Annotated in this window: 19 protein-coding genes; 15 read left to right on the top strand and 4 right to left on the bottom strand. The window is 71.4% G+C overall.

Annotation, left to right across the window (positions count from 1 at the left end; translation table 11 throughout):
• Positions 1-35: 35 nt before the first annotated feature.
• Both T398_RS00565 and T398_RS00560 read right to left on the bottom strand, forming a co-directional pair.
• Positions 36-1,955 (bottom strand): helix-turn-helix domain-containing protein, encoded by a 1,920-nt coding sequence (locus tag T398_RS00565; RefSeq protein WP_496443402.1) that lies wholly within the window; start codon positions 1,953-1,955, stop codon positions 36-38.
• Positions 1,956-1,969: 14 nt separating this feature from the next.
• The gene (locus tag T398_RS00560) at positions 1,970-2,752 is read right to left on the bottom strand and encodes a 3-hydroxybutyrate dehydrogenase (protein ID WP_496443400.1); all 783 of its coding nucleotides are present in this window, start codon (positions 2,750-2,752) and stop codon (positions 1,970-1,972) included.
• Between the two features lie 234 nt (positions 2,753-2,986).
• On the opposite strand from T398_RS00560, the gene ruvC reads away from it, so the two are divergent.
• The 8 genes from ruvC (at position 2,987) to T398_RS00520 (ending at position 12,349) form a co-directional block, all read left to right on the top strand.
• Positions 2,987-3,517 (top strand): crossover junction endodeoxyribonuclease RuvC, encoded by a 531-nt coding sequence (gene ruvC / locus T398_RS00555; RefSeq protein WP_018220215.1) that lies wholly within the window; start codon positions 2,987-2,989, stop codon positions 3,515-3,517.
• A complete protein-coding gene (gene ruvA, locus T398_RS00550; RefSeq protein WP_496443397.1) occupies positions 3,514-4,116 on the top strand; it encodes a Holliday junction branch migration protein RuvA in 603 nt (200 codons plus the stop codon). The genes ruvC and ruvA overlap by 4 nt, the downstream gene beginning before the upstream one ends.
• 55 nt (positions 4,117-4,171) lie before the next feature.
• Positions 4,172-5,236 (top strand): Holliday junction branch migration DNA helicase RuvB, encoded by a 1,065-nt coding sequence (gene ruvB, locus T398_RS00545; protein ID WP_496443395.1) that lies wholly within the window; start codon positions 4,172-4,174, stop codon positions 5,234-5,236.
• Positions 5,237-5,374: 138 nt separating this feature from the next.
• Positions 5,375-5,710: a preprotein translocase subunit YajC gene (yajC, locus tag T398_RS00540; RefSeq protein WP_496443393.1), complete on the top strand. Its 336-nt coding sequence runs from the start codon at positions 5,375-5,377 to the stop codon at positions 5,708-5,710.
• A gap of 240 nt (positions 5,711-5,950) precedes the next feature.
• Complete coding sequence (gene secD / locus T398_RS00535) at positions 5,951-7,855, top strand: protein translocase subunit SecD (protein ID WP_496444035.1); 1,905 nt, start codon at positions 5,951-5,953, stop codon at positions 7,853-7,855.
• A 1-nt stretch (position 7,856) separates the two neighbouring features.
• Complete coding sequence (gene secF, locus T398_RS00530; protein WP_496443391.1) at positions 7,857-9,041, top strand: protein translocase subunit SecF; 1,185 nt, start codon at positions 7,857-7,859, stop codon at positions 9,039-9,041.
• A gap of 87 nt (positions 9,042-9,128) precedes the next feature.
• Complete coding sequence (locus T398_RS00525) at positions 9,129-9,695, top strand: adenine phosphoribosyltransferase (RefSeq protein WP_496443389.1); 567 nt, start codon at positions 9,129-9,131, stop codon at positions 9,693-9,695.
• A gap of 194 nt (positions 9,696-9,889) precedes the next feature.
• Positions 9,890-12,349: a RelA/SpoT family protein gene (locus T398_RS00520; RefSeq protein ID WP_496444033.1), complete on the top strand. Its 2,460-nt coding sequence runs from the start codon at positions 9,890-9,892 to the stop codon at positions 12,347-12,349.
• Positions 12,350-12,433: 84 nt separating this feature from the next.
• On the opposite strand, the gene T398_RS00515 is transcribed toward T398_RS00520, so the two are convergent.
• Both T398_RS00515 and T398_RS00510 read right to left on the bottom strand, forming a co-directional pair.
• Complete coding sequence (locus T398_RS00515) at positions 12,434-13,267, bottom strand: peptidylprolyl isomerase (RefSeq protein WP_496443387.1); 834 nt, start codon at positions 13,265-13,267, stop codon at positions 12,434-12,436.
• A 40-nt stretch (positions 13,268-13,307) separates the two neighbouring features.
• Complete coding sequence (locus T398_RS00510; protein WP_496443385.1) at positions 13,308-14,189, bottom strand: peptidylprolyl isomerase; 882 nt, start codon at positions 14,187-14,189, stop codon at positions 13,308-13,310.
• Positions 14,190-14,428: 239 nt separating this feature from the next.
• On the opposite strand from T398_RS00510, the gene T398_RS00505 reads away from it, so the two are divergent.
• From T398_RS00505 to T398_RS00475, 7 genes are all read left to right on the top strand, one after another.
• The gene (locus tag T398_RS00505; RefSeq protein WP_496443383.1) at positions 14,429-15,145 is read left to right on the top strand and encodes an MBL fold metallo-hydrolase; all 717 of its coding nucleotides are present in this window, start codon (positions 14,429-14,431) and stop codon (positions 15,143-15,145) included.
• A gap of 55 nt (positions 15,146-15,200) precedes the next feature.
• Entirely contained in the window at positions 15,201-16,529 is a 1,329-nt protein-coding gene (gene hisS, locus T398_RS00500) for a histidine--tRNA ligase (protein WP_496443381.1), read from the top strand.
• 148 nt (positions 16,530-16,677) lie between these two features.
• On the top strand, positions 16,678-17,613 hold the full coding sequence (locus tag T398_RS00495) for an acyl-ACP desaturase (RefSeq protein WP_496443379.1): 936 nt from the start codon (positions 16,678-16,680) through the stop codon (positions 17,611-17,613).
• Between the two features lie 227 nt (positions 17,614-17,840).
• Positions 17,841-19,664 (top strand): aspartate--tRNA ligase, encoded by a 1,824-nt coding sequence (gene aspS, locus T398_RS00490; protein WP_496443377.1) that lies wholly within the window; start codon positions 17,841-17,843, stop codon positions 19,662-19,664.
• Positions 19,665-19,860: 196 nt separating this feature from the next.
• Positions 19,861-20,457, top strand: coding sequence for an ArsR/SmtB family transcription factor (locus T398_RS00485; protein ID WP_496443375.1), 597 nt, complete (start codon positions 19,861-19,863; stop codon positions 20,455-20,457).
• A complete protein-coding gene (locus T398_RS00480) occupies positions 20,457-21,851 on the top strand; it encodes an MFS transporter (RefSeq protein WP_496443373.1) in 1,395 nt (464 codons plus the stop codon). The genes T398_RS00485 and T398_RS00480 overlap by 1 nt, the downstream gene beginning before the upstream one ends.
• 120 nt (positions 21,852-21,971) lie before the next feature.
• Positions 21,972-23,471, top strand: a complete 1,500-nt coding sequence (locus T398_RS00475; RefSeq protein ID WP_496443371.1) for a replication-associated recombination protein A — start codon at positions 21,972-21,974, stop codon at positions 23,469-23,471.
• Positions 23,472-23,713 lie beyond the last annotated feature (242 nt).

Here is a 23,713-nt window from a genome sequence, read left to right as displayed (position 1 = left end):
GCAGCCTCAGCCGGACGGGGCTCAGCCGGGCAGTCTCAGCCGGACGGTTGGCGGAGACGGTGCAGCCGGAGCGCGAGCTGCACCTCGAGCACGCGCTCCGGCTGCTGCCAGTCGACGCCGAGGAGGTGACCGACCCGCTCCAGCCGTTGGGTGACCGTGTTGACGTGCACGTGGAGCTGCTCCGCGGCGCGGGTCAGGCTGCTTCCCGCCCCGAAGTACGCCTCCAGGGTCCGCACCAGGGCGGTGCCCCGACGGGCATCGTAGTCGAGCACGGGCCCCACGGTGGCTGCCAGGAACCGGGAGACATCGCGGTCGCCGCCGATTTCGACCGCGCCCAGCAGCAGACCGACGAAGCCCAGCTCGTCGGCACTGGCGCCCTGCCCGGCCCGCCCGAGCGCGCCAAGTGCGGTCAGGCAGCGCTCCGCCTCGCGGAACGCCGCTGCCAGCGCAGCCGGACCGGTGGCGGGACCAGCGCCGCCGGCGGTCACCCGACGGCCGGTCAGCCGGGACAGGTCCCGCGCCACGGCGCGGGCGGCGGCGCCCGCGTCCGAGCCGGGCAGCATCAGCACCACCTTCCCGTGCCGGGCCGCGGCCAGCCCGCCGCGGGTGCCGGCGTAGGTGCTGGCCCAGGAGAGGGCCCGTTGTCGGGCCGAGTCCGTCGCGGCGACCGCGCCGTCGTGCACGCAGACCAGCAGCTGCGCGGTGTCCACGTCCACGTCGAGTCGGCGGGCCCGGGCACGGAGCGCGTCGGCGTCCCGCGGCGGGTCGGCGATCAGGTCGTCGAGGAGTTCACCGCGGACCCGCCCCTCCGCCTCGGCGACCGTCCGCCGAAACAACAGCAGCAGCGCGGTGACCAGCGCGGCCCGCTCCAGGATCTGCTGGTCGGCGTCGACCAAATCGTCGTCCGGGCGAAGCACCAACGCCCCCAGATTCTCGGCGCCGGCGACCACGGCGGCGTACCAGAGTGGGCCGCGACGCACGCTGCGCCCGGCGGCCCGGGACGCGGCCACCGCCGCCACGATCTCCGCCCGCCTCGGTTCGTCGATCTCACCGACCCGGGCCAGGAGCCGGCCCTCGGCGTCCAGGGCCAGTAGCGCCCCGCCCAGGACCTCCGGTACGGCGGCGGCGACCTCCTCCACTCCGCCGCCGCGGAGCACCAGCGCGGTCATCCGGTCGTGGGCCGCCGCCGCGCGCTCCACCGACGCGCTGTGCGCCCCGATGGTGGTGTTGGCCGCCGACAGTTCCGCCAACGCGGAGCGGGTCTCGGTGAGCAGCCGAGCGGTGTCGATCGCGACGGCGGCGTGCGCGGCCAGCGACGCCAGCAGGGCCACCTCCTCCCGGGCGAACGGGCGCGCCGAGCGGTTGGCCGCGTAGAGCACGCCGATCGAGATCGAGCCCAGCCGCAGCGGCACGCCGAGGATCGCCACCAGGCCCTCCTCGCTGACGCCGGCATCGATCTCCCGGGTGTGGTGGAACCGGTCGTCCGCCGGATAGTTCGCGGTGACGTAGGGGGCGCCGGACTGGGCGACCAGACCACCGAGGCCGGCGCCCATCGGCAGCCGCAGCCGTTGGAATCGAGCCGACACCGAGCCGTCGGTGACCCGCATGTAGGTGTCGCCGTGCGTGTCGTCGTTGAGCGTCATGTACGCGACATCGGTGTCGAGTAGGTTCCGGGCCCGGCGCGCGATCGCCCGCAGCACGTCGTCCAGATCGCGGAGCCCGGCCAGGTCGCTGACGGTGTCGTACAGCCCGGAGAGCTCACTTTCCCGGCGTCGCCGTCGTTCCAGCAGCGCCCGTACCCGCAACGCGACCGTCTTGGCCCGTTCCAGCTCGGCCAGCCGCTCCGGGGGCGCGCCGGTGGTGCGCGCGGCCACCAACGGGCCCTCGAACTCCACCGCCGCGGCTTCGCGGGCGAGTAGTTCCAGGAACTCCACCGGCGAGGACATGAGGGCCATTGTGGGGGGTTACCCTAGTTCGCCGTCCACCCCCCATCGACAGCGATGGACGCGCCGGTGATGAACGCCGCCGGTGGTGAGCACAGGTACGCCACCAACTCGGCCACCTCCTCCGGTTCGAGCAGCCGCTTGATGGCCGCCCGGCCCAGCATGATCTTCTCGACGACCTCGGACTCCGGGATGCCGTGGCGGGCGGCCTGGTCGGCGATCTGGCGCTGCACCAGCGCGGTACGCACGTACGCCGGGTTGACGCAGTTGGCGGTCACACCGTGCGCGGCCCCCTCCAAGGCGACTACCTTGGACAGGCCCTCCAACGCGTGCTTCGCCGAGACGTACGCCGCCTTGTACGGCGAGGCGCGCAGCCCGTGCACCGAGGAGATGTTGACGATGCGTCCCCAGCCGGCGGCGTACATGTGCGGCAGGGCCCGGCGGATGACCAGGAACGGGGCTTCGACCATCACCCGGTGTAGGTATTCGAAGCGTTCCACGGCGAACTCCGGGACCGGGGCGACGTGTTGGAGCCCGGCGTTGTTGACCACGATGTCGACCTTGGTGTCGAGGCGGTTGACCGTCTCCGGGTCCGCCAGGTCGGCGCCGACGGCCCGGCCGCCCACCTCGGCGGCGACTGTCCGGGCGGCGGTGAGGTCCCGGTCCACCACCACCACGGCGGCGCCGGCGGCGCCGAGTCGGCGCGCGCACGTCCGCCCGATGCCGCTGCCACCCCCGGTAACCAGGGCGGTCCGGCCGGTGAGATCGACCTGTACGACGTGGGGGGTCGTCCTCGGATCTGCCGTCATGGCGGATGAAACTACGACCTGTACGGTCAGGCGCACATGGGGTAGCGGCACATACTCGTCGTCGGTGCTGTGTGGTCGCAGTCGACATCGGGCGGATCCCGGCGGTGCCGGCACCGCCGTCGGGCTCGGCGTCCGCACCGCCGTCGGGCTCCGGCGTGTCCCGTCGGCTGCGGCTCCGACGATCTCGATAGGGTGTCGAACACACGTACTGCTGGCGGTCGGGGAGGAGGCGGCGTGCGGGTGCTCGGCGTTGACCCGGGGCTGACCCGGTGCGGGGTCGGCGTGGTCGAGGGCGTGCCGGGGCGTCCCTGCACGTTGGTGGCCTACCACGTCGTCCACACGGACCCCGATGACGAGTTGCCGCTGCGCCTGCTGACCCTGGACCGTTCGCTCACCGCCCTGGTGGCCGAGCACCGGCCGGACAGCGTGGCTGTCGAGCGGGTGTTCAGCCAACACAATGTCCGCACGGTGATGGGTACGGCGCAGGCCAGCGGGGTCGCGGTTCTGGCCGGGGCGCGGGCCGGCCTGCCGGTGCAGACCTACACTCCGAGCGAGGTGAAGGCGGCGGTGACCGGCTCCGGTCAGGCCGACAAGGCCCAGATGACCGCGATGGTGACGCGGCTGCTGCGGCTCTCCGCCCCGCCCCGCCCGGCGGATGCCGCCGACGCCCTGGCTCTGGCCATCTGTCACGTGTGGCGCGGTGGTACCCGCTCGAAGTTGGCGATCGCCGCCGACCGGGCCCGACGAGGAGGAGGAGGCCGATGATCGCCAGTGTCCGGGGGGTGGTGACGGCGACCGGTCCCGACCACGCCGTCGTGGAGGTCGGCGGGGTGGGCCTGGCGGTGCAGTGTGCGCCGGGCACGATCGCCGACCTGCGGGTGGGGCAGTCGGCCCGCCTCGCCACCAGCCTGGTCGTCCGGGAGGATTCGTTGACCCTCTACGGGTTCGCCGACGACGACGCCAAGGCCCTGTTCGAGCTCTTGCAGACGGCCAGCGGGGTCGGCCCCCGACTGGCCCAGGCCGTCCTCGCGGTGCACGCGCCGGAGGCGGTTCGGGCGGCTATCGCCAACGCCGACATCGCCGCGTTGACCCGGGTGCCGGGAGTCGGCAAGAAGGGCGCCGAGCGGCTCGTGCTGGAGCTACGGGACCGGATCGGTCCTGCCCCGGTCGGTGCCGACGCCGCGGCCGGCGTCACGACCGGCAACTGGCCGGAGCAGGTGCGTCAGGCCCTGGTCGGGCTCGGCTGGACGGCGGCGCAGGCGGATCAGGCGGTCGCCGCGGTGGCGGAGACGGTGGACGGGGAGGTGCCCCCGGTGCCGGTCCTGCTCCGGCAGGCGATTCGACTGCTGGGCCGGGCCCGATGACGGGTGGGCGGAGTGCGTCGGGCGACCGCATCCGGGTCACGGGTGAGGAGTCGGGATGACGGGCGACAATCTGGTCTCGGCGTATGTGAGCGACGCCGAGCGGGACGCGGAGGCCAGCGTCCGGCCGCGCCGGCTGGCCGAGTTCATCGCGCAGGAGCGGGTCCGGGATCAGCTCGATCTGCTGCTCCAGGGCGCGCTACGCCGCGGCAGCCCCCCCGATCACATCCTCCTGTCGGGCCCGCCCGGGCTGGGTAAGACCAGCCTGGCCAATATCGTCGCCGCCGAGCTGGGCACCAGCATTCGGGTGACCAGCGGCCCGGCGATCGAGCGTTCCGGTGACCTGGCGGCCATTCTGACCAGTCTCGGCGAGGGGGATGTGCTCTTCATCGACGAGGTGCACCGGATCGCCCGGCCGGCGGAGGAACTGCTCTACAGCGCGATGGAGGACTTCCGGGTTGACGTGGTGGTGGGCAAGGGGCCCGGGGCGACCGCGATCCCGCTGGACGTGGAGCCGTTCACCCTGGTCGGGGCGACCACCCGCGCTGGGTTACTCACCGGCCCGATGCGGGACCGGTTCGGCTTCGTCGCGCACCTGGACTTCTACTCCCCGGCCGATCTGGAGACGCTGCTGAACCGTTCGGCCCGCATTCTCGGTGTGCCGATCACCGCCGACGGTGCGGCCGAGATCTCCGGCCGCGCGCGGGGCACTCCCCGGATCGCGAACCGGCTGCTGCGCCGGGTGCGTGACTTCGCCGAGGTCCGGGCCGACGGCGTGGTTACCCGGGAGACCGCGCAGGCGGCACTCACCGTGTACGACGTGGACGCCTTGGGGCTGGACCGGCTGGACCGGGCGGTGCTCACCGCGCTCGTGGATCTGTTTCGGGGTGGTCCGGTCGGCCTCTCCACGCTGGCGGTGGCGGTGGGGGAGCAACCGGACACGGTGGAGGAGGTCTGTGAGCCGTTCCTGGTGCGGGCCGGTCTCCTCGCCCGTACCCCGCGGGGTCGGGTCGCCACCGAGGCGGCCTGGCGCCATCTGGGTCGTACGCCACCGAATGGTACATTTGGCACGGACTCCCCACCCGCGCGTGACCTGTTCTCGGTGGAGCCTGATCAGCCGTGATGCGAACGTGATCTGTGCCGCATTCGGTGTTCCCAGGTGGAGCGACTAGACTCGCCGCGGTCTGTACAGATGTAAGAAATCGCCTTCGCCCCGGTGCTCTCGTGCCGGAATGAGGGCCAATGGGAAGGTTTTACCACCGTGCTTTTGGCACAAGATGGCGGCACCGCCAACTTCACGCCCATCCTCATGATCGTCCTGCTCTTCGGCGTCATGTACTTCATGATGATCCGCCCGCAGCAGAAGCGGCGTCGGGAAGCGGCGAACATGCAGTCCTCGCTGGGGCACGGTGACGAGGTGGTCACCATTGGCGGGCTCTACGGCACCGTCACCGGCGTGGACGACGAGACGGTGCTGCTGGAGGTCGCTCCCGGCGTGGAGACCCGGTACGCCCGTCCCGCGATCGCGCGGGTCGTCACCAAGGCGGAGCAGCCCGCTGAGGCAGCGGTCGACGACGCGGACGCCGTCAAGGAGTGACACCCCGCCCGCCATACCGGCGGCCGGACAGCGCATGAGTTGGACGAAAAGTTGACAATCGGGTCGAGGCGCCACGCACGGTAGGTGCAGGGTGTGGTGGCGTTCCGCGCCGGCGTCCCGCGCGCCGCTGCGGCGACCCCCACATAGCTTCGGCCGGTTCGCCCGGCCGACAGCCGCCGCTCGCGTGGCGGCGTGACCCTACAGGGAGACAGGACAGCCGTGGCACCACCTCAGAAACAGATGCGCCCCGGGCGGCAGCTCGCCGTGCTTGGGGCCATCTTCGTGGTCCTCTATCTTCTGGTCTTCTTCGGCGGCGGCGCGAGCGGTAGCTGGCAGGACCGGCTTGAGCCCAAGCTCGGTCTCGACCTGGTCGGCGGCACCCGGCTGACGCTGGAGGCGACCAACACCGTCGACGGCCAGCCGCCGAACGCGGAGAGCTTGGAGGAGGCCCGGCAGATCATCGAGAGCCGGGTCAACGCCTTCGGGGTTGCCGAGGCCGAGGTCGTCACCGAGGGCGACCGGAACATCGTGATCTCCCTTCCCGGCGAGAACCGTGACCTGACCGAGGTCGGCAGCGCCGCGGAGCTGCGCTTCCGGAAGGTGCTCCAGGTGGCCGACGGTAGTGGTGCGGCGGCGAACCCGGCGCCGAGCCCGACCGACACCCCCTCCGCCACGCCGTCTGGTTCCGCGGCGCCAGCTGAGTCCGCCTCGCCGTCCGCGACCGACAGCGCTTCGCCGACCCCGTCGAGCAGCGTCCAGGTCACGCCCTCGCCGACCGGCGGTGAGGGCGGTGGTGCCGCGGCGCCGAGCCCGTCCGCCACCCCCTCGGCCTCGCCCAGCGCGACACCGGCGGCGAGTGACAGCGCCACCCCGGTCCCGGCCAGCGTTGAGGAGCAGCGCAGGGCGGTCGAGCAGAAGGTCGGTGCGGCCGCCTGGGAGGCCGCGAACGCGCTCCAGTCGCCCAACGACCTGGCCACCGACCCGTCACTGGTCGAGAAGCTCAAGCCGTTCGCGTCGCTGACCGACCGCGAGGTCGCGGTGCTGCCGGCCCTGGTGCAGTTCACCGTCCCGCAGATCACCTGTGCCCAGCTTGACGCCCGCCCGCCGGCGTCGATCTCCGCCGTTGACCAGCAGGTCGTCGCCTGCGAGTTCGGCAGCATCAAGTACCTGCTCGACCAGGCCAAGGTCGTCGGCACCGACATCAACGACGCCAACGCCCTGCTCGACCAGACCAGCCAGTGGGTGGTCAGTCTGGACTTCACCGGCGACGGGCAGGAGAAGTGGACCGCGCTGACCCAGGAGGCGTTCAACAACGAGGGCGCTGCCTGCGACCCGAGCGCGCTCGGGGACAGCGGCAACTGCCGGGTCGCCGTCGTGCTGGACAACGAGGTTGTCTCGTCGCCGGAGATCCTGGGCGTGTTGACCAGCAACTCACAGATCACCGGCAACTTCACCCAGCAGGACGCCAGCGACCTGGCGAGCACGCTGCGCTACGGCGCGCTGCCGGTGACCTTCGAGCCGCAGGCACAGCAGAACGTCACCGCGACCCTGGGCGCCAGTCACCTGCGGGCCGGCTTGCTCGCGGCCGGCATCGGCATGCTGCTGGTGATCATCTACTCGTTCTTCTACTACCGGCTGCTCGGCTCCGTGATCTTCCTGAGCCTCGTCCTCTCCGCGCTGCTCGTCTTCGGCGCGTTGGTGGTCCTCGGCCGGCAGATCGGGTTCACCCTCACCCTCGCCGGGATCGCCGGCATGATCGTCTCACTCGGTGTGGCGGCGGACTCCTTCGTCATCTACTTCGAGCGGCTCAAGGACGAGATTCGGGAGGGGCGCAGCCCGCGCAGCGCGGTGTCCCGGGCATGGATCCGCGCCCGGCGGACGATCATCTCCGCCAACGCGATCACCCTGATGTCCGCGGTGGTGCTTTACATCGTCTCGGTCGGCGTGGTCAAGGGCTTCGCCTTCGCATTGGGCCTCGCCACGATCCTCGACCTGGTGGTGGTCTTCCTCTTCCGACACCCGATCATGACGATGTTCGCCCGCACCCGGGCATTCCTGTCCCCGCGGGTCAGCGGCCTCGGCCGGGCGTTGCCGGCCCGGGCCAAGCCGGCCCAGCCCCGCAACTCGCGTTCGAAGGAGGCCTGAGATGGCCGGTGCTGGTCTCGCGAGTCGCCTCTACCGTGGTGAGGCCGGTCTCGACATTGTCGGTCGTCGCCGGGTGTGGTTCGGCGTCGCCGGGGCGCTGGCCCTGATCTCGGTGCTGAGCTTCGCGTTCCTCCGGTTTGACCTCGGCATCGAGTTCGCTGGCGGTAACTCGATCCAGGTGCCCGCCAGCGTCGGCACCCTGGAGCAGGCCGAGGAGGCGGTTAACTCCGCGTTGGCCGCTGAGGGCGGCGGAGCGGAGGTGGTCACCGCGCAGAAGGTCGGCGGTACCGGTGACGACTTCTACGAGATGCGTACCTCGCAGCTCAGCGCGGAGCAGGCCAACGCGGTCAAGGCGGCGGTAGCCCAGGAGTTCGGCCTCCCGGTCAGCGATGTCGGCGGCGAGCAGGTCAGCCAGGCCTGGGGTAGCCAGGTCACCGAGCGGGCGGTGCTCGGTCTGGTGATCTTCCTCGTGCTGGTGATGGTCTACCTGGTGCTGCGCTTCGAGTGGCGGATGGCGGTCGGTGCGGTCAGCTCCCTGCTGATGAACCTGGTCCTCAGCGCCGGTATCTACTCGCTGGTCGGCTTCGAGGTGACCCCGTCGACCATGATCGGCTTCCTCACCATCCTGGGCTTCGCCCTCTACGACGTGGTGGTGGTCTTCGACAAGGTCCAGGAGAACACCCGCGGCATCACCGCGAACAACAACCAGACGTACGGCGAGGCGGCCAACCTGGCGATCAACCAGAGCCTGATGCGGTCGCTGAACACCTCGATCGTGGCGCTGCTCCCGGTCGGTGGCCTGCTCTTCATCGGTGCCGGCTTCTTTGGCGCGGGCACCCTGAAGGACCTCGGCCTGGTGCTGTTCGTCGGGATGGCGGTGGCGTTCTTCTCCTCGATCACCCTGGCCACCCCGCTGCTGGTGCTGCTGAAGAACAAGGAGCCGCGGATCCAGGCGCACAACAAGCGGGTGCTGGCCCGCCGCGCCGCGCTGGAGCGCGGCGAGGGTTCGGCGAAGAACGCGCCGCAGCCGACGGAGAGCGCCGACGAGGAGGTCGACCCGGAGGCGGCGGCCCTCGCCGGTGCGGCACCGAAGGTGGGGGCGCGGCCGGCGGGTAGGCGGCCGACCGGGGCGCGCGGTGGGCGAGCCGCCGGTGGCGGCAACCGTCCGGGCGGCAAGCGGCGCTGACGCGCCGGTGAAGCGGAGCGACGGCGTCCTTCAGGCTGCGCGAGCGGCGTGAAGGACGCCGTCGTCGGAACAAGGGAGCGGAACGGCGTGACAGAGACCCACACCACCGTGGTACGGGGGGACAGCGGCCGGGAGATGGCCGAACTGGTGGCCAGCCGGGTGCTGGATGTACCGGACTTTCCGAAGCCCGGGGTGATGTTCAAGGACCTGATGCCGCTCTTTGCCGATGGGGACACCTTTCGCGAGATCATTGACGGCATCGTGCGCCACCACGGGCGGGACTCGTTCGACACCGTGGTCGGGATCGAGGCCCGCGGGTTCGTGGTCGCGGCAGCGATCGCCTACGCCGCCGGGGTCGGTGTGGTGCCGGTACGCAAGGCGGGCAAGCTGCCCCGGGTGGCCCACTCGGCGTCGTACGCGTTGGAATACGGTGCGGCCACGCTGGAGGTGCACGAGGACGCGTTCACGGCCGGGCACCGGGTGCTGGTGGTGGATGACGTCCTCGCCACGGGCGGCACCGCTGAGGCGACCCTCGACCTGGTCGAGCGGGCCGGCGGTACGGTGGCGGGTGTCAGCGTCCTGCTGGAGTTGGGTTTCCTGGGCGGCCGCGCCCGGCTGGCGCCGCGCCCGGTCCATGCCCTGCTGACCGTTTGACCGGTCTGGTCGGGCGGATTGCCCCAGCGGGGCCCGGGTCGGTGAGAACGCGGTTCCCCGCTGGGTGCGGGTAGCATTGCCAGTTGCTGAACCCAACGCCGGCCGATGCGGTCGGTGGAAACAGACGTCGGCCGCCTGGCCGGCGCGCCCGGCGAGCGGTGAGGAGGCCGGTGTCTCACGATGTCGCCCCTCCGGTGGAGGACACGGTGCACCCGACAGGCGACGGCTCGGTGACCGACCGCAGTGGTAGCTCCCGTTCCGGGACGGGCCCCGGTAGCGGTGCCGGAACGACCGACGCCCCCCGCACCGGCGCGGCCTCGGGGAACGAGGAGGCGGTCGTTCCGAAGCGGGGCGATCTGGCGTCTGAGACCGCTCCCGGCGGCGGATTTGCCCTCTCCAGCGCGCCGACCGGGCGCCGGGTGCGGGCCCGGCTGGCCCGGTTCAACGCGCCCTGGCAGTCGTCGCAGGTCAGCGAGGTGCTGGAGCCGCTGATCTCAAGTCACCGGGAGAATCACCCGAAGGCCGATGCGCGGCTGTTGCAACGCGCTTTCGACACGGCGGCCCGCTGGCACTCCGGCCAGTACCGTAAGTCCGGCGATCCCTACATCACCCATCCGCTCGCGGTGGCCACCATCCTTGCCAATCTGGGCATGGACACCACCACGCTGGTCGCGGCGCTGCTGCACGACACGATCGAGGACACCGAGTACACGCTGGACCAGATGCGGGCCGACTTCGGCGGCGAGGTGGCGCTGCTGGTGGACGGGGTGACCAAGCTCGACAAGGTCAAGCTGGGCGACGCGGCGAAGGCGGAGACGATCCGCAAGATGGTCGTCGCCATGGCGAAGGACCCACGGGTCCTGGTCATCAAGCTGGCCGACCGGCTACACAACATGCGTACCCTGATCTTCCTGCCGCGGCCGAAGCAGGAGCAGAAGTCCAAGGAGACGCTGGAGATCCTGGCTCCGCTGGCGCATCGCCTGGGTATGAACACGATCAAGTGGGAGCTGGAGGATCTAGCCTTCGGCACCCTCTTCCCGAAGCGGTACGAGGAGATCAACCGGCTGATCGGGGAGCACCAGCCGCAGCGGGAGGCGCTGCTGCGGCAGGTGACCAGGAAGGTCGGCACCGACCTGAAGTCCGCCAAGATCAGGGCGGAGGTGAACGGCCGGCCGAAGCACCTGTACTCGATCTACCAGAAGATGATCGTGCGGGGGCGGGACTTCAACGACATCTACGACCTGGTGGGTGTCCGGATCCTGGTCGACACGGTGCGGGACTGCTACGCGGCGTTGGGTGTGATCCACGCGAACTGGCAGCCGGTGCCGGGCCGGTTCAAGGACTACATCGCGATGCCGAAGTTCAACATGTACCAGTCGTTGCACACGACGGTGATCGGGCCCACCGGCAAACCGGTGGAGATGCAGATCCGCACGTACGCGATGCACCGCACCGCCGAGTTCGGCATCGCCGCGCACTGGAAGTACAAGGAGCACAAGGGCACCCAGGTCGTGGGCCCGCCGGCGCACATCGACGAGATGACCTGGCTACGGCAGCTGCTGGACTGGCAGCGGGAGGCGGCCGACCCGAGCGAGTTCCTGGACGCGCTGCGCTTCGACCTGTCCAGCCAGGAGGTGTACGTCTTCACCCCGAAGGGCGACGTCTTTCCGCTGCCGACGGGGTCAACGCCGGTGGACTTCGCGTACACGGTGCACACCGAGGTGGGGCACAAGTGCATCGGGGCGCGGGTCAACGGCAAGCTGGTGCCGTTGGAGTCGACGCTCTCCAACGGCGATGTGATCGAGATCTTTACCTCGAAGTCGGAGACGGCCGGCCCGACCCAGGACTGGCTGGGCTTCGTCAAGAGCCCGCGGGCGCGCACGAAGATCCGGCAGTACTTCAACAAGGAGCGGCGCGAGGAGGCGATCGAGGCCGGCAAGGACGCACTCGTCAAGGCGATGCGCAAGCAGGGCATGCCGCTGCAGCGGATGCTCAGCTCGGACAACCTGATGGCGATCGCCCGGGATCTCCACCTGGCCGATGTGGCCTCGCTCTATGCCGCGGTCGGTGACAGCCATGTCTCCGCCCAGTCGGTGGTGCAGAAGCTGATGGCCTCCTACGGCGGTGAGGAGGGCGCGGTCGAGGACATCGCCGAGACCGCGGTGGCCACCCGCCCGCCGCGGAGCCGGGCCAGCAGCAACGACCCGGGTGTCGTGGTCCGGGGCGTCAGCGATGTGTGGATCAAGCTGGCCCGCTGCTGCACCCCGGTCCCACCGGATTCGGTGTTCGGGTTTGTCACCCGCTCCGGCGGCGTGAGCGTGCACCGGGACGACTGCGCCAACGCCGAGGACCTCAAGGCGCAGGGGGAGCGGGTCGTGGAGGTGGGCTGGAAGCTCACCAGCGCGTCCACCTTCCTCGTCGCCATCCAGGTCGAGGCGCTCGACCGGCACAAGCTGCTCACGGACGTGAGCCTGGTCCTCTCCGACGAGCGGGTCAACATCCTCTCGGCGACCGTGACGACCACGCGGGACCGGGTGGCGGTGAGCCGGTTCAGCTTCGAGATGGCCGACCCCAAGCATCTGGGGCACCTGCTGGCCGCGGTGCGCAAGGTTGACGGCGTTTTCGACGCCTACCGGGTCACCTCCGGCTCCTGACCCGACCAGGAGGGGCGCCCCGGGACAACGACGAGCGCCCCCGGCCGGAAGCCGGGGGCGCGTAGCGGTCTTTCGCTGGGGTGGTCAGCCCTGGGGCGCGCTCATCGTGAGGTCGGTGATGGTGACCTCCTTCGTCGGGTGTCCGCCGCCCGCCATCTGCGCGTAGGCCGCGTCGTCGCCGGCCGCCGCGACCTCCTTGACGATGTCCAGCCCGCCGGTGACCGTGCCCAGGACGGTGTAGTTCGGGTCGAGCGGCGAGTCGCCGTAGACGATGAAGAACTGGCTGCCGGTGCTTCCGGGGGCGCCGGAGTTGGCCATCGCGATAACGCCCTCCGGGTACGGGGGCCGCTTGTCCGTGGGCAGGTTCTCCTCGGCCAGCCGGAAGCTCGGCCCGCCGGTGCCGTCGGTCTCCCGCCAGCCGTCGCCGGTCGCGCTCGGGTCACCGCACTGGAGCACCTTGATTCCTTCGGTGACGAGGCGGTGGCACTTGGTGTTGTCGAAGAAGTTCTGCTCGGCCAGGTGGGTGAAGGTGGCGCTGGTGCACGGCGTCTGGGACCGGTCGACCTTGGCCGTGATCTGCCCGAGGTTCGTGTCGATGGTGAGCGTCTGGGTGCCGGTGTTCGGTTGCTGGGTGCTCGGCAGGCCGACATCCTTGATCTGTGGGGTCCGCTGGTCGGCGGGGATCTCGGTGAAGACGCACTCGGTGGGGCCGGCGGTGGTGGTCGAGTCGGTCGCCGAGTCGTCGCCGAGGTTCGATACCAGCCAGACGGTGCCGGCGACCACCAGGAGGAGAGCCGCGCTCGCCCCGACGATCGCCTGGGTCTGGCGACGCCGACGAGCCCGGGCGGTCCGCTCGGCCATCTCCTTCTCGAGCCGAGCGCGGGCCGCCGCGCGTTGCCGCTCATTGGTGGACGTCACGCCTGGATCCTCCTGCACGATGTGGGTTGGCTGGGATCGGTCAGCCGGCGCTCGGGTCGGCCGACGTGGTGGCGGTCGGTGTCGCCGGCTCGGTGACCGTCAGGCTCTGGATGACCACGTCGTCGTCCTTCGGCTTGACCTTCGCTCCGCCCGCATTCTCCACGGTCGGTAGCGCACCGATCTTCTCGACCGTATCCAGGCCACCGGTGACCCGGCCAATGACCGTGTACGCCGGGTCGGCGGTGGTGAAGTCCTTGAAGAAGATCAGGAACTGACTTCCGTTGGCGCCGGGCCGGTTGCCGACCATCGCGACCGTGCCCTTCGGGTAGGTCGCGGGCTGGTCGGCTGTCGGGCTGGCTGACGCGGCTGTCGGGCTCGCCGGGGCATCCGCCGGGGTGGGCACGTTCTCGTCATAGAAGGAGTAGGCGGGTCCGCCCAGTCCGGTGCCGCTCGGGTCGCCGCACCGTACCGCACCCTCGGTGGTGACTTCGTGACATTTAGTGTTGTCGTAGAAGGAGTTCGCCGCCAGGTGGGAGATGCTCGCGACGGCGCAGGGGGTGGCGGCGGTGTCCAGCTCGGCGGTGACCGGGGCGCCCTGGTTCGTGACGACCGTCATCGTCCGGACCCCCTCGGTCGGCAGCCCGGTGGTGGCCGGGGTGCCGACGTCGGTCAGGTTGGTGTTGGCGGTGGCGTCCTCCGGGGTCCAGAAGCAGATCTCCTCGGCCGCGGTGTTCTCGACCGGGTCCCGATCGAAGGCGCCCAGTGCCCAGGCGGAGCCGGCCACGATCAGAGCGAGGACGACGGCGACGCCCACCCCGGCCTGGACCTGCCGTCGGCGACGGGTCCGAGCGGCCCGCCGGGCCAGCTGTCGGTCGAGTTTTGCCCGCGCCAGTTTGCGCTGCCGATCCCTGCTGGAGGCCACCCGCGCTCCCCTTCCTCTACCCTGGTTCCGTGACGGGCGGCCCGACCGTTGGTCAGGTGTGCCATGCCACACGCCCGCCAGAGTGTACGGCCAGTGGCGGGGATTGTCGTGTACGAGGTGGCGCGGTGGTGACCCGCGGACCTCGCCGCACCACCACCCCGGGCCGCACCGCGCGAGCTGGTTTCCTCGGCGACTAGGCTCAGCAGACGACCTGACACTTCGAGGGAAGGGGAGCCGTCGTGCTCGTGGCCGGTTTTCCCGCGGACGCCTTCGGCACCAACTGCTATGTGGTCGCGACGGCGCCGGGGGAGCAGTGTGTGGTGGTTGATCCCGGCATCGGGGTACTCGACCGACTCGACGCCCTGCTGGCCGAGCACCGGCTGCATCCGGCCGCCGTCCTGTTGACCCACGGTCACCTCGACCACACCTTCTCCGTCGCGCCGGTCTGCGGCGCCCGTGGGGTCACCGCGTACGTCCACCCGGCCGACCGGGAACTCCTCGCCGACCCGGCGAAGGGCCTCTCGGCCGACCTGGCCGGGCTCTTCGGCGGTCGGCTGCCGTACACCGAGCCGGAGGACGTCGCCGAGCTGACCGACGGCGCCACCCTCGACCTCGCCGGGCTGGAGATCACCGTTGACCATGCGCCGGGCCATACCGGCGGGTCGGTGCTCTTCCGGTTGCCCGGCGCGGGCTCCCGCTGGGAGGCAGACGAGCTCTGCCTCTCCGGTGACGTGCTCTTCGCCGGCTCGATCGGCCGTACCGACCTGCCGGGTGGCAGCCATCCGACGATGCTCGCCAGCCTGCGGAGCAAGATCCTCCCGCTGGCGGACGACACGGTCGTGCTGCCCGGCCACGGTCCCACCACGACGATTGGCCGGGAACGCGCCGCCAACCCGTACCTCCTCGAGGTCGCGGGCGCGCAGGCGCGACCGGCGGCCCCTGCCCGCGGCCGGTAGCCGCCGGATCCTCTTTCCCCCGCGTGGACCGCGCGGGGTTCGCGAACGGAGCACCATGAGTAAGCCCACGCCGATCTCCGGCTTCCCGGAGTGGACGCCCGCCCAGCGGATGATCGAGCAGTCCGTCCTGGAGCGGATCCGGGACACCTTCGAGCGGTACGGGTTCGCCCCACTGGAGACCCGCGCGGTCGAGCCGCTCGACCAGTTGCTGCGCAAGGGGGAGACCTCCAAGGAGGTCTACCTGCTCCGGCGGCTGCAGGCCGACCCCGACGGACCGGCCGGCGACGACGCTCTTGGCCTGCACTTCGACCTGACCGTGCCATTCGCCCGGTACGTGCTGGAGAACGCCGGCAAGCTCCAGTTCCCGTTCCGCCGCTACCAGATCCAGAAGGTGTGGCGGGGCGAGCGACCGCAGGAGGGCCGCTACCGGGAGTTCCTGCAGGCGGACATCGACATCGTTGACCGGGACACGTTGGCGCCGCACCACGAGGCCGAGATGCCGCTGGTGATCGGGGACGCGCTGCGGTCGCTGCCGATTCCGCCGGTGCGGATCCAGGTCAACAACCGCAAGATCTGCGAGGGCTTCTACCGGGGGGTGGGGATCAGCGACCCGGAGGCGGCGCTGCGCGCGGTCGACAGGCTGGACAGGGTCGGCCCGGCCCGGGTGGCCGACCTCCTGACCGCCACGGCCGGGGCGACCGAGGCGCAGGCGAAGGCCGTGCTGGCGCTGGCGGAGATCTCGGCGCCGGACGCGTCGTTCGCCGACGCGGTGAACGCGCTCGGGGTCAGTCACCCGCTGCTCGACGAGGGCCTCGCGGAGCTGGTCCAGGTGATGCAGACCGCCGCCGAGCACGCGCCCGGCCTCTGCGTCGCCGACCTGCGCATCGCCCGCGGCCTGGACTACTACACCGGGACCGTCTACGAGACGCAGCTGGTCGGGTACGAGCGCTTCGGCTCGATCTGCTCCGGCGGCCGGTACGACAACCTGGCCAGCGCCGGTGCCGTCGCGTTCCCGGGAGTGGGCATCTCGATCGGGGTGACCCGGCTGCTCGGCCTGCTCTTCGGTGCCGGGGCGCTGAGTATTTCCCGCCCGGTCCCCACCTGTGTGGTGGTGGCGGTGACCAGCGAGGCGCAGCGGGCGGTGAGTAACCGGGTCGCCGAGGCGCTGCGGGCCCGGGGCATCTGCACCGAGGTCGCGCCGAGCGCGGCGAAGTTCGGCAAGCAGATTCGCTACGCCGAGCGGCGGGGCATCCCGTACGTGTGGTTCCCCGGCACGGACGAGGGCGCCGACGAGGTCAAGGACATCCGTACCGGTGCGCAGGTGTCGGCGCGGGCCGAGGTGTGGCAGCCGCCCGCGGCGGACCTGCGGCCGGTGGTGAGCTGAGTTTCCGCGACCGCCGGCGCTCGTGCGGCCGGGGTGTGGATGTTTCGGCAGGAAGGTGCTGTTCCGGGGCGCGCCCTGGGACGCTACTGGCGCGTACCGACGATCGGACCTACGGTGGCGTAAGTTACGCCGCCGTAGGGAGACCCGAATGACCGTCCTCAGCCAGACCGCCCTCCTGCACGAGCTGGAAGTCGTCGTGGAGAAGAACCTCGACCGGCATCTGTCGATCGCGAAGGAGTGGTTCCCGCACGAGTACGTGCCCTGGAGTGAGGGGCGGACCTTCGACGGTCCGCTCGGGGGGCAGGCGTGGGCGCCGGCTGACTCACCGTTGCCCGAGGTCGCCCGTACCGCGTTGATCGTCAACCTGCTCACCGAGGACAACCTGCCCTCGTACCACCACCAGATCGCCACGCTCTTTGGTCGGGACGGGGCCTGGGGGACCTGGGTGCACCGGTGGACGGCCGAGGAGGCGCGGCACGGCATCGCGATCCGGGACTACCTGACGGTGACCCGGGCGGTCGACCCGGTGGCCCTGGAGCGGGCCCGGATGACGCACATGTCGGCCGGCTACCGCAACGCGCACGACGAGGAGATGCTGCACTCGCTCGCGTACGTGTCGTTCCAGGAGTTGGCCACCCGGATCTCGCACCGGAACACCGGCCGGGCCACCGGCGATCCGCACTGCGAGGCGCTGTTGGCGCGAATCGCCACCGATGAGAACCTGCACATGCTCTTCTACCGAAACCTGCTCGCCGCCGCCCTCGAGCTGGCTCCCAGTCAGACGATGCGGGCGGTGGCCGATGTGCTGGCCGAGTTCCAGATGCCGGGCAACGGCATCGAGGGGTTCGCCCGGAAGTCCGTCGCGATCGCTCTGGCCGGCATCTACGACCTGCGTCAGCATCGGGACGAGGTGGTGTTGCCGGTGCTGCGGCAGTGGGACATCTTCGAGGTGTCGGGCCTGAATGCGGACGGCGAGGCGGCCCGGGACCAAATCGGGGCCCACCTCGACGGCCTGGAGCTCGCCGCGTCCCGGTTCGAGGAGAAGCGCGACGCCCGTCGCGCCCGACAGGCCGCCCGGACCTGACGGCCCGGGGCGCGGCGCCACCGCTCCTGGCGCGCGGCACCTACCCAGGTTCGGCGCGCGGCGGGCCCTCCTTCCGCGCACCCGGCAACCGGCGGTGCGGTAGCCCTGACAGAATGCCGGGGCAGAGACATTCTGCCCCGGAACAGGCTGGAAATCAGGATGCGGCCCCGGGGCGGCCCGGTGATGCTGCTGGGCAGATTCGTTCGCAGACGAGGGAGACGCACGCCGTGATCCGTACCCATGACGCCGGAAGCCTGCGCGCGACGGACGCCGGCACCACGGTGACGCTCGCCGGCTGGGTGGCCCGCCGGCGCGACCACGGCGGTGTGATCTTTGTTGACCTGCGGGACGGTTCCGGGGTGGCCCAGGTCGTCCTCCGCGAGGAGGACGCCCACGTGCTGCGCAACGAGTACTGCGTCCGGGTCACCGGCGAGGTGACCCGTCGTCCCGAAGGCAACGAGAACCCGGAACTGGCCACCGGCGAGGTCGAGGTGACGGCGGAGGAGCTGGAGGTGCTCTCCGAGGCGGCGCCCCTGCCGCTGCCGGTGGACGACCAGGTCGAGGCCGGTGACGACGTCCGGCTGCGCTACCGGTATCTGGATCTGCGCCGCAGCGGCCCGGCCAACGCCCTGCGGCTGCGTTCCGCGGCCAACCAGATCGCCCGGACGGTGCTGCACGAGCGGGACTTCCTGGAGATCGAGACCCCGACGTTGACCCGCTCGACGCCGGAGGGGGCCCGGGACTTCCTGGTGCCGGTCCGGCTGCAGCCCGGCACCTGGTACGCGCTGCCCCAGTCGCCGCAGCTGTTCAAGCAGCTGCTCATGGTGGGCGGGATGGAGCGGTACTACCAGATCGCCCGCTGCTACCGGGACGAGGACTTCCGCGCCGACCGGCAGCCGGAGTTCACCCAGCTGGACATCGAGATGTCCTTCGTCACCGAGGACGACGTGATCGACCTCGGCGAGGCGATCGTGTCCCGGCTATGGCGGGAACTGGCCGGCCACCAGATCACCCGGCCGATCCCGCGGATCACCTGGCACGAGGCCATGGCCCGGTACGGTTCAGACAAGCCGGACCTGCGCTACGGGGTGGAGTTGACCGAGCTGACCGACTACCTGCGCGGCACCCGGTTCCGGGTCTTCGCCAGTGCGATCGAGGCGGGCGGCTACGTCGGTGCGGTCGTGATGCCCGGTGGTGCGGCGCAGTCCCGTAAGGAGTTGGACGGCTGGCAGGACTGGGCCAAGGCGCGGGGTGCGAAGGGCCTGGCGTACGTGGTGCTCGACGCCGAGACGGGTGAGGCGCGGGGCCCGGTCGCCAAGAACCTCTCCACCGAGCACCTGGCGGGTCTGGCCGACGCGGTCGGCGCGAAGCCCGGCGACGCGATCTTCTTCGCCGCCGGCGCGGAGAGCCGGGCGGCGCAGGAGCTGCTCGGCGCGGCCCGGGTGGAGATCGCCCGCCGGGCGAAGCTGGTTGACGAGAGCGCCTGGGCGTTCTGCTGGGTGGTTGACGCGCCGATGTTCGAGCGGGTTACCGATGGCGCGGAGGGCGGAGCGAGCGGCTGGACCGCGGTGCATCATCCGTTCACCGCGCCGAACGCCGAGTGGGTGGACCGCTTCGAGGAGGCGCCGGACCGGGCGCTCGCGTACGCGTACGACATCGTCTGCAACGGAAACGAGATCGGCGGCGGCTCGATCCGGATCCACCGCGACGACGTGCAGCAGCGGGTCTTCGACCTGCTCGGCATCACCCCCGAGCAGGCGGAGGACAAGTTCGGCTTCCTGCTGGAGGCGTTCAAGTACGGCGCGCCGCCGCACGGCGGGATCGCCTTCGGTTGGGACCGGGTCTGCATGCTGCTTGCTGGCGCCGACTCGATCCGTGAGGTTATCGCCTTCCCGAAGACCCGCGGCGGGTTCGACCCGTTGACCGCGGCGCCGACCCCGATCACCGCGGCGCAGCGCCTGGAGGCGGGCGTGGACGCCCGGCCCAAGCCCGAGGCGCGGGCGCAGGCCGGCACCGCCGGCCCGGCTGCTCCGGTGGCCGACCCCACCTGATCGCCTCGTTGGTCATTCCAGTGGCGGCTCGGCTCTTGCCGGGCCGCCACTGTTGTGTGCCGGGAATCCGGTCGGGACGGGCGCTGCTCGGCGCCCGGTCGGCCTGAGCGGGTGCGGGGCCGTCGAGGTAGAGAGGCTGCACAACTTATATGCAAAACTCTTGTGCATAGAAGTTGTGCAGAGATAGTGTGCAAGCATGACTGATGATCGGGAACGGGCCGGGCCGACCCCGCGCGTGGTGCACATCGACCACCGGCAGATTCGGGTGCTGGCGCACCCGCTGCGGATCCGGCTCCTCGGGGCGCTGCGGGTGCAGGGCTCGGCGACCGCCACCATGCTGGCCGAACAGCTCGACACCAACACCGGTGCCACCAGCTACCACCTGCGTCAGCTCGCCGATGTGGGGCTGGTCGCCGAGGATCCCGACCGGGGCACCGGCCGGCAGCGCTGGTGGCGGGCCGCGCACGAGATCAGCGACTTCGAGCCCACCGACTTCGACGACGATCCGGACGCCCGCGCCGCCCTGGAGTGGATCCAGGGCCACCAGGTGCGCCTGCTGTCCGAGCAGGCGCAGCGGTGGTACGCGGCGCAGAGCCAGTGGTCGTCGGAGTGGCGGGACGCCTTCGGGATGGGCGACGCCTTCCTTACCCTCCCGGTAGACCGGCTGAAGGCGCTCAACGATGAACTCTGGCAGGTCCTGGAGCGATACCGCGAGGCGGCCGACCCGGCGGAGCCCGGCGCCGAGCGGGTGCAGGTCTACCTCGCCGCCTACCCGCTGCCGAAGGAGGCGTGATGGCCACCCTCTCGGTCCATCAGGTCCGGCACCGCTACCTCATCCTGCTCAGCCTGCGCTGGCTGCCGGTCGGCCTGCTGGTCCCGGTCTTCGTCCTGCTGATGCAGGAGCGGGGCCTCACCCTCACCGAGATCGGCGTGGCGTTCGCCGCCCAGGGTGTCCTCGTCCTCGTGCTCGAGTTGCCGACCGCCGGGCTCGCCGACGCCGTGGGACGCCGGCCGGTGCTGGTGCTCGCCGCGGTGGTCAACCTCGTCTCCATAGCGCTCTTCGTCGTGGCTGACTCGTTCGCCCTACTGGTGGCGGTGTGGGCGTTGCAGGGGGTCTACCGGGCGCTGGACAGCGGCCCGCTCGAGTCGTGGTTCGTGGACAGCACGCTCGCCGCCGACCCCGATGCCGAGTATGAGCGGGGCCTGAGTCAGGGCGGGACGGCGCTCGGCGTCGCCATGGCGGCCGGCGCACTGCTCAGTGGCGGGCTGGTCGCGCTCGGCCCGGTTGGCCCGGTCACTGCATTGACTATGCCGATCGTGGTCGCCGTGGGGTTGCAGGTGGTCGGGCTGCTGGCCCTGCTCGCCCTGCTGCGCGAGCGGAGTGCCGCCGCCGGGCCGTCGGCACTCCGCGCGTCGATTGCGCGGGCTCCGCGGATGGTCGGCGAGGCGGTGGGGCTGGTGCGCCGTTCCCGGGTGCTGCTCGCCCTGCTCTCGGTCGAGGTTTTCTGGGGCTTCGGCATGATTACGTTCGAAGCTCTCCTGCCGGCCCGCCTCGCCGAGGTGCTCGGCGACCCCGACCGAGCCGGGGCGCTGCTCGGTCCGGCAACGATGGTGGCCTGGCTCGCGAGCGCCGGCGGCGCGGCGGTGACCCCGCTGCTCACCCGGTGGCTGGGCGCCGCCCCCGCCGCGGCGCTGCTGCGGATCACGCAGGGCGTCACCGTGGTCGGGATGGCGCTGCTCGCCGGCCCGGTCGGCGTGCTGGTCGCCTTCGTCGTGTGCTATGCCGTGCACGGCGCCTCGAACCCGTTGCACATGGGGCTGGTGCACCGGCAGGTCGACGGGCCGTACCGAACCAGTGTGGTCTCCCTGAACTCGATGGTGGCCATGCCCGCCGGTGCCGCCGGGGGGATCGTGCTCGGCCTGGTCGCCGACCGGGCCGGCGTCGGCGTCGCGATGTTGGCCGGCGCGGTCGTGCTCGCGATCGCCGCGCCGCTGTACCTGCCCGCCTGGCGGGCGAGCCGCAACGCTTCCCCCACCCCGGCCGGTGTGCCGACGGCCGCCGCGTCGCCCGAGCCGTCGGCGCCGGCGACCCAGCCCGAGCCTCCGGCGCCGGTCAGCGGGCAGCCCGGCGCGCCCCCGGCCCGCGCTGGTGACCCAACCACCGGCGCGGGCGCGGCCCGGCGGTGAGGGTGGTGCCACCGGCCGCCTCGCGCTGCCGGTGGCACCGGCCGGACCGGAGGGGCAGGTCAGCTCCGCCCGGCGGCGCTGATTCTGTTGACCCCGGCCGCGCCCGGTACTGTTCCCGTGATGGATCCTGACGCCCTCTTCTCCTTCGGAGAGCCCGCCGCCGCGACGGTCGCGCCCGCGGGTGCTGCCGGCATGACCGGGTTCACGCCGGTCGGCCAGGATGCGCCGCTGGCCGTCCGGTTGCGCCCGACCGGGCTTGATGAACTGATCGGCCAGGACCACCTGCGTGCCCCCGGCGCGCCGTTACACCAACTCGTCTCCGGGGCCGCGCCGATGTCGGTGATCCTCTGGGGGCCGCCCGGCAGTGGGAAGACCACCATCGCACACCTGGTGGCCGGAGCCACCGACCGTCGTTTCGTGGCGATGTCGGCGCTGAACGCCGGGGTGAAGGACGTCCGTGCCGTCATCGACGTTGCCCGCCGGCAGCGCCGCGCCGGTGGCCCGCAGACCGTGCTCTTTATTGACGAGGTGCACCGGTTCAGCAAGACCCAACAGGATTCGCTCCTCGCCGCGGTCGAGGACCGGACCGTCACGCTGCTGGCGGCGACGACCGAGAACCCGTACTTCTCCGTCATCTCGCCGCTGTTGTCCCGGTGCGTGCTCCTCACCCTGCAGCCGCTGGATGACGACGCGGTGCGTAGCCTGCTCCGTCGTGCCGTCGCTGACGAGCGAGGCCTGGGCGGTACGCCCGCCCTCGCCCCGGAGGCCGAGGAACATCTGGTCCGGCTTGCCGCCGGTGACGTCCGCAAGGCACTCACCGCTCTGGAGGCCGCGGCCGCCTCCGCCACCGCGGTCGGCGCCAACCGCATCGATCTGGCCACCGCCGAGCAGGCGGTGGACAGCGCCGCCGTCCGCTACGACCGCGACGGCGACAGCCACTACGACGTGACCAGCGCCTTCATCAAGAGCATGCGCGGCTCCGACGTGGACGCGGCGCTGCACTGGCTGGCCCGGATGCTGGTCGCCGGCGAGGACCCGCGGTTCATCGCCCGACGGATGGTCATCTTCGCCAGCGAGGATGTCGGCCTGGCCGACCCGGGTGCGCTCGGCGTGGCGACCGCCGCCGCCCACGCCGTGGAGTACGTCGGCCTGCCGGAGGCCCAGCTCAACCTCGCCCAGGCGGTGATCCACCTGGCCACGGCCCCGAAGTCGAACTCGGCGACCACCGCCATCGGGGCGGCCCTCGCCGATGTCCGGGCTGGTCGGGGTGGGGCGGTGCCGCGCGGGCTACGGGACGCGCACTACCCCGGCGCCAAAGGGCTCGGCCACGGCACCGGCTACCGCTATCCCCACGACGACCAGCGGGGTGTGGTCAACCAGCAGTACGTGCCGGACGACCTCGTCGGCACCGACTACTACCGGCCTAGCCAGCACGGGGCCGAGCGAGCCGTCGCCGATCGGCTGTCGCTGCTGCGCCGGATCATTCGCCGGCCGGCGAATGATCGCCGGCCGGCGGCGCGCCGCGGCACCGGGGCGGGTAACGGCCGCCAACCCGAAAGACCGGGTGACGACGGGGCGTACGAGGGTGGCGTGGACGCCACTGAGGAGGGGCAGCAGTGAAGTCGCGTGGAGCGGACCAGCCCGAGGAGAACGCCGACCAGCGGCGCAAGGGGCGCCGCTGGGGGCGCGGAAAGGCCGAGGCCGCTGCCGCCGAACCGGTCAGCGGCGAGGAGCTCGGCTGGATCGATGATCTGCGTACGGCCAAGGCGCAGCGGGGGGAGCTGGGCCCGGAGGGCGGGCCGGGTCCGGCCACGCCGCCGCAGCGCCTCGCTGCCGATCCGGGCCCGAGCGGCACTGGGGCG

The sequence above is a fragment of the Salinispora goodfellowii genome, from assembly GCF_059570675.1.
Note: the sequence above shows the minus strand (reverse complement) of the source record. Positions and strands in the feature narration are given on the sequence as shown.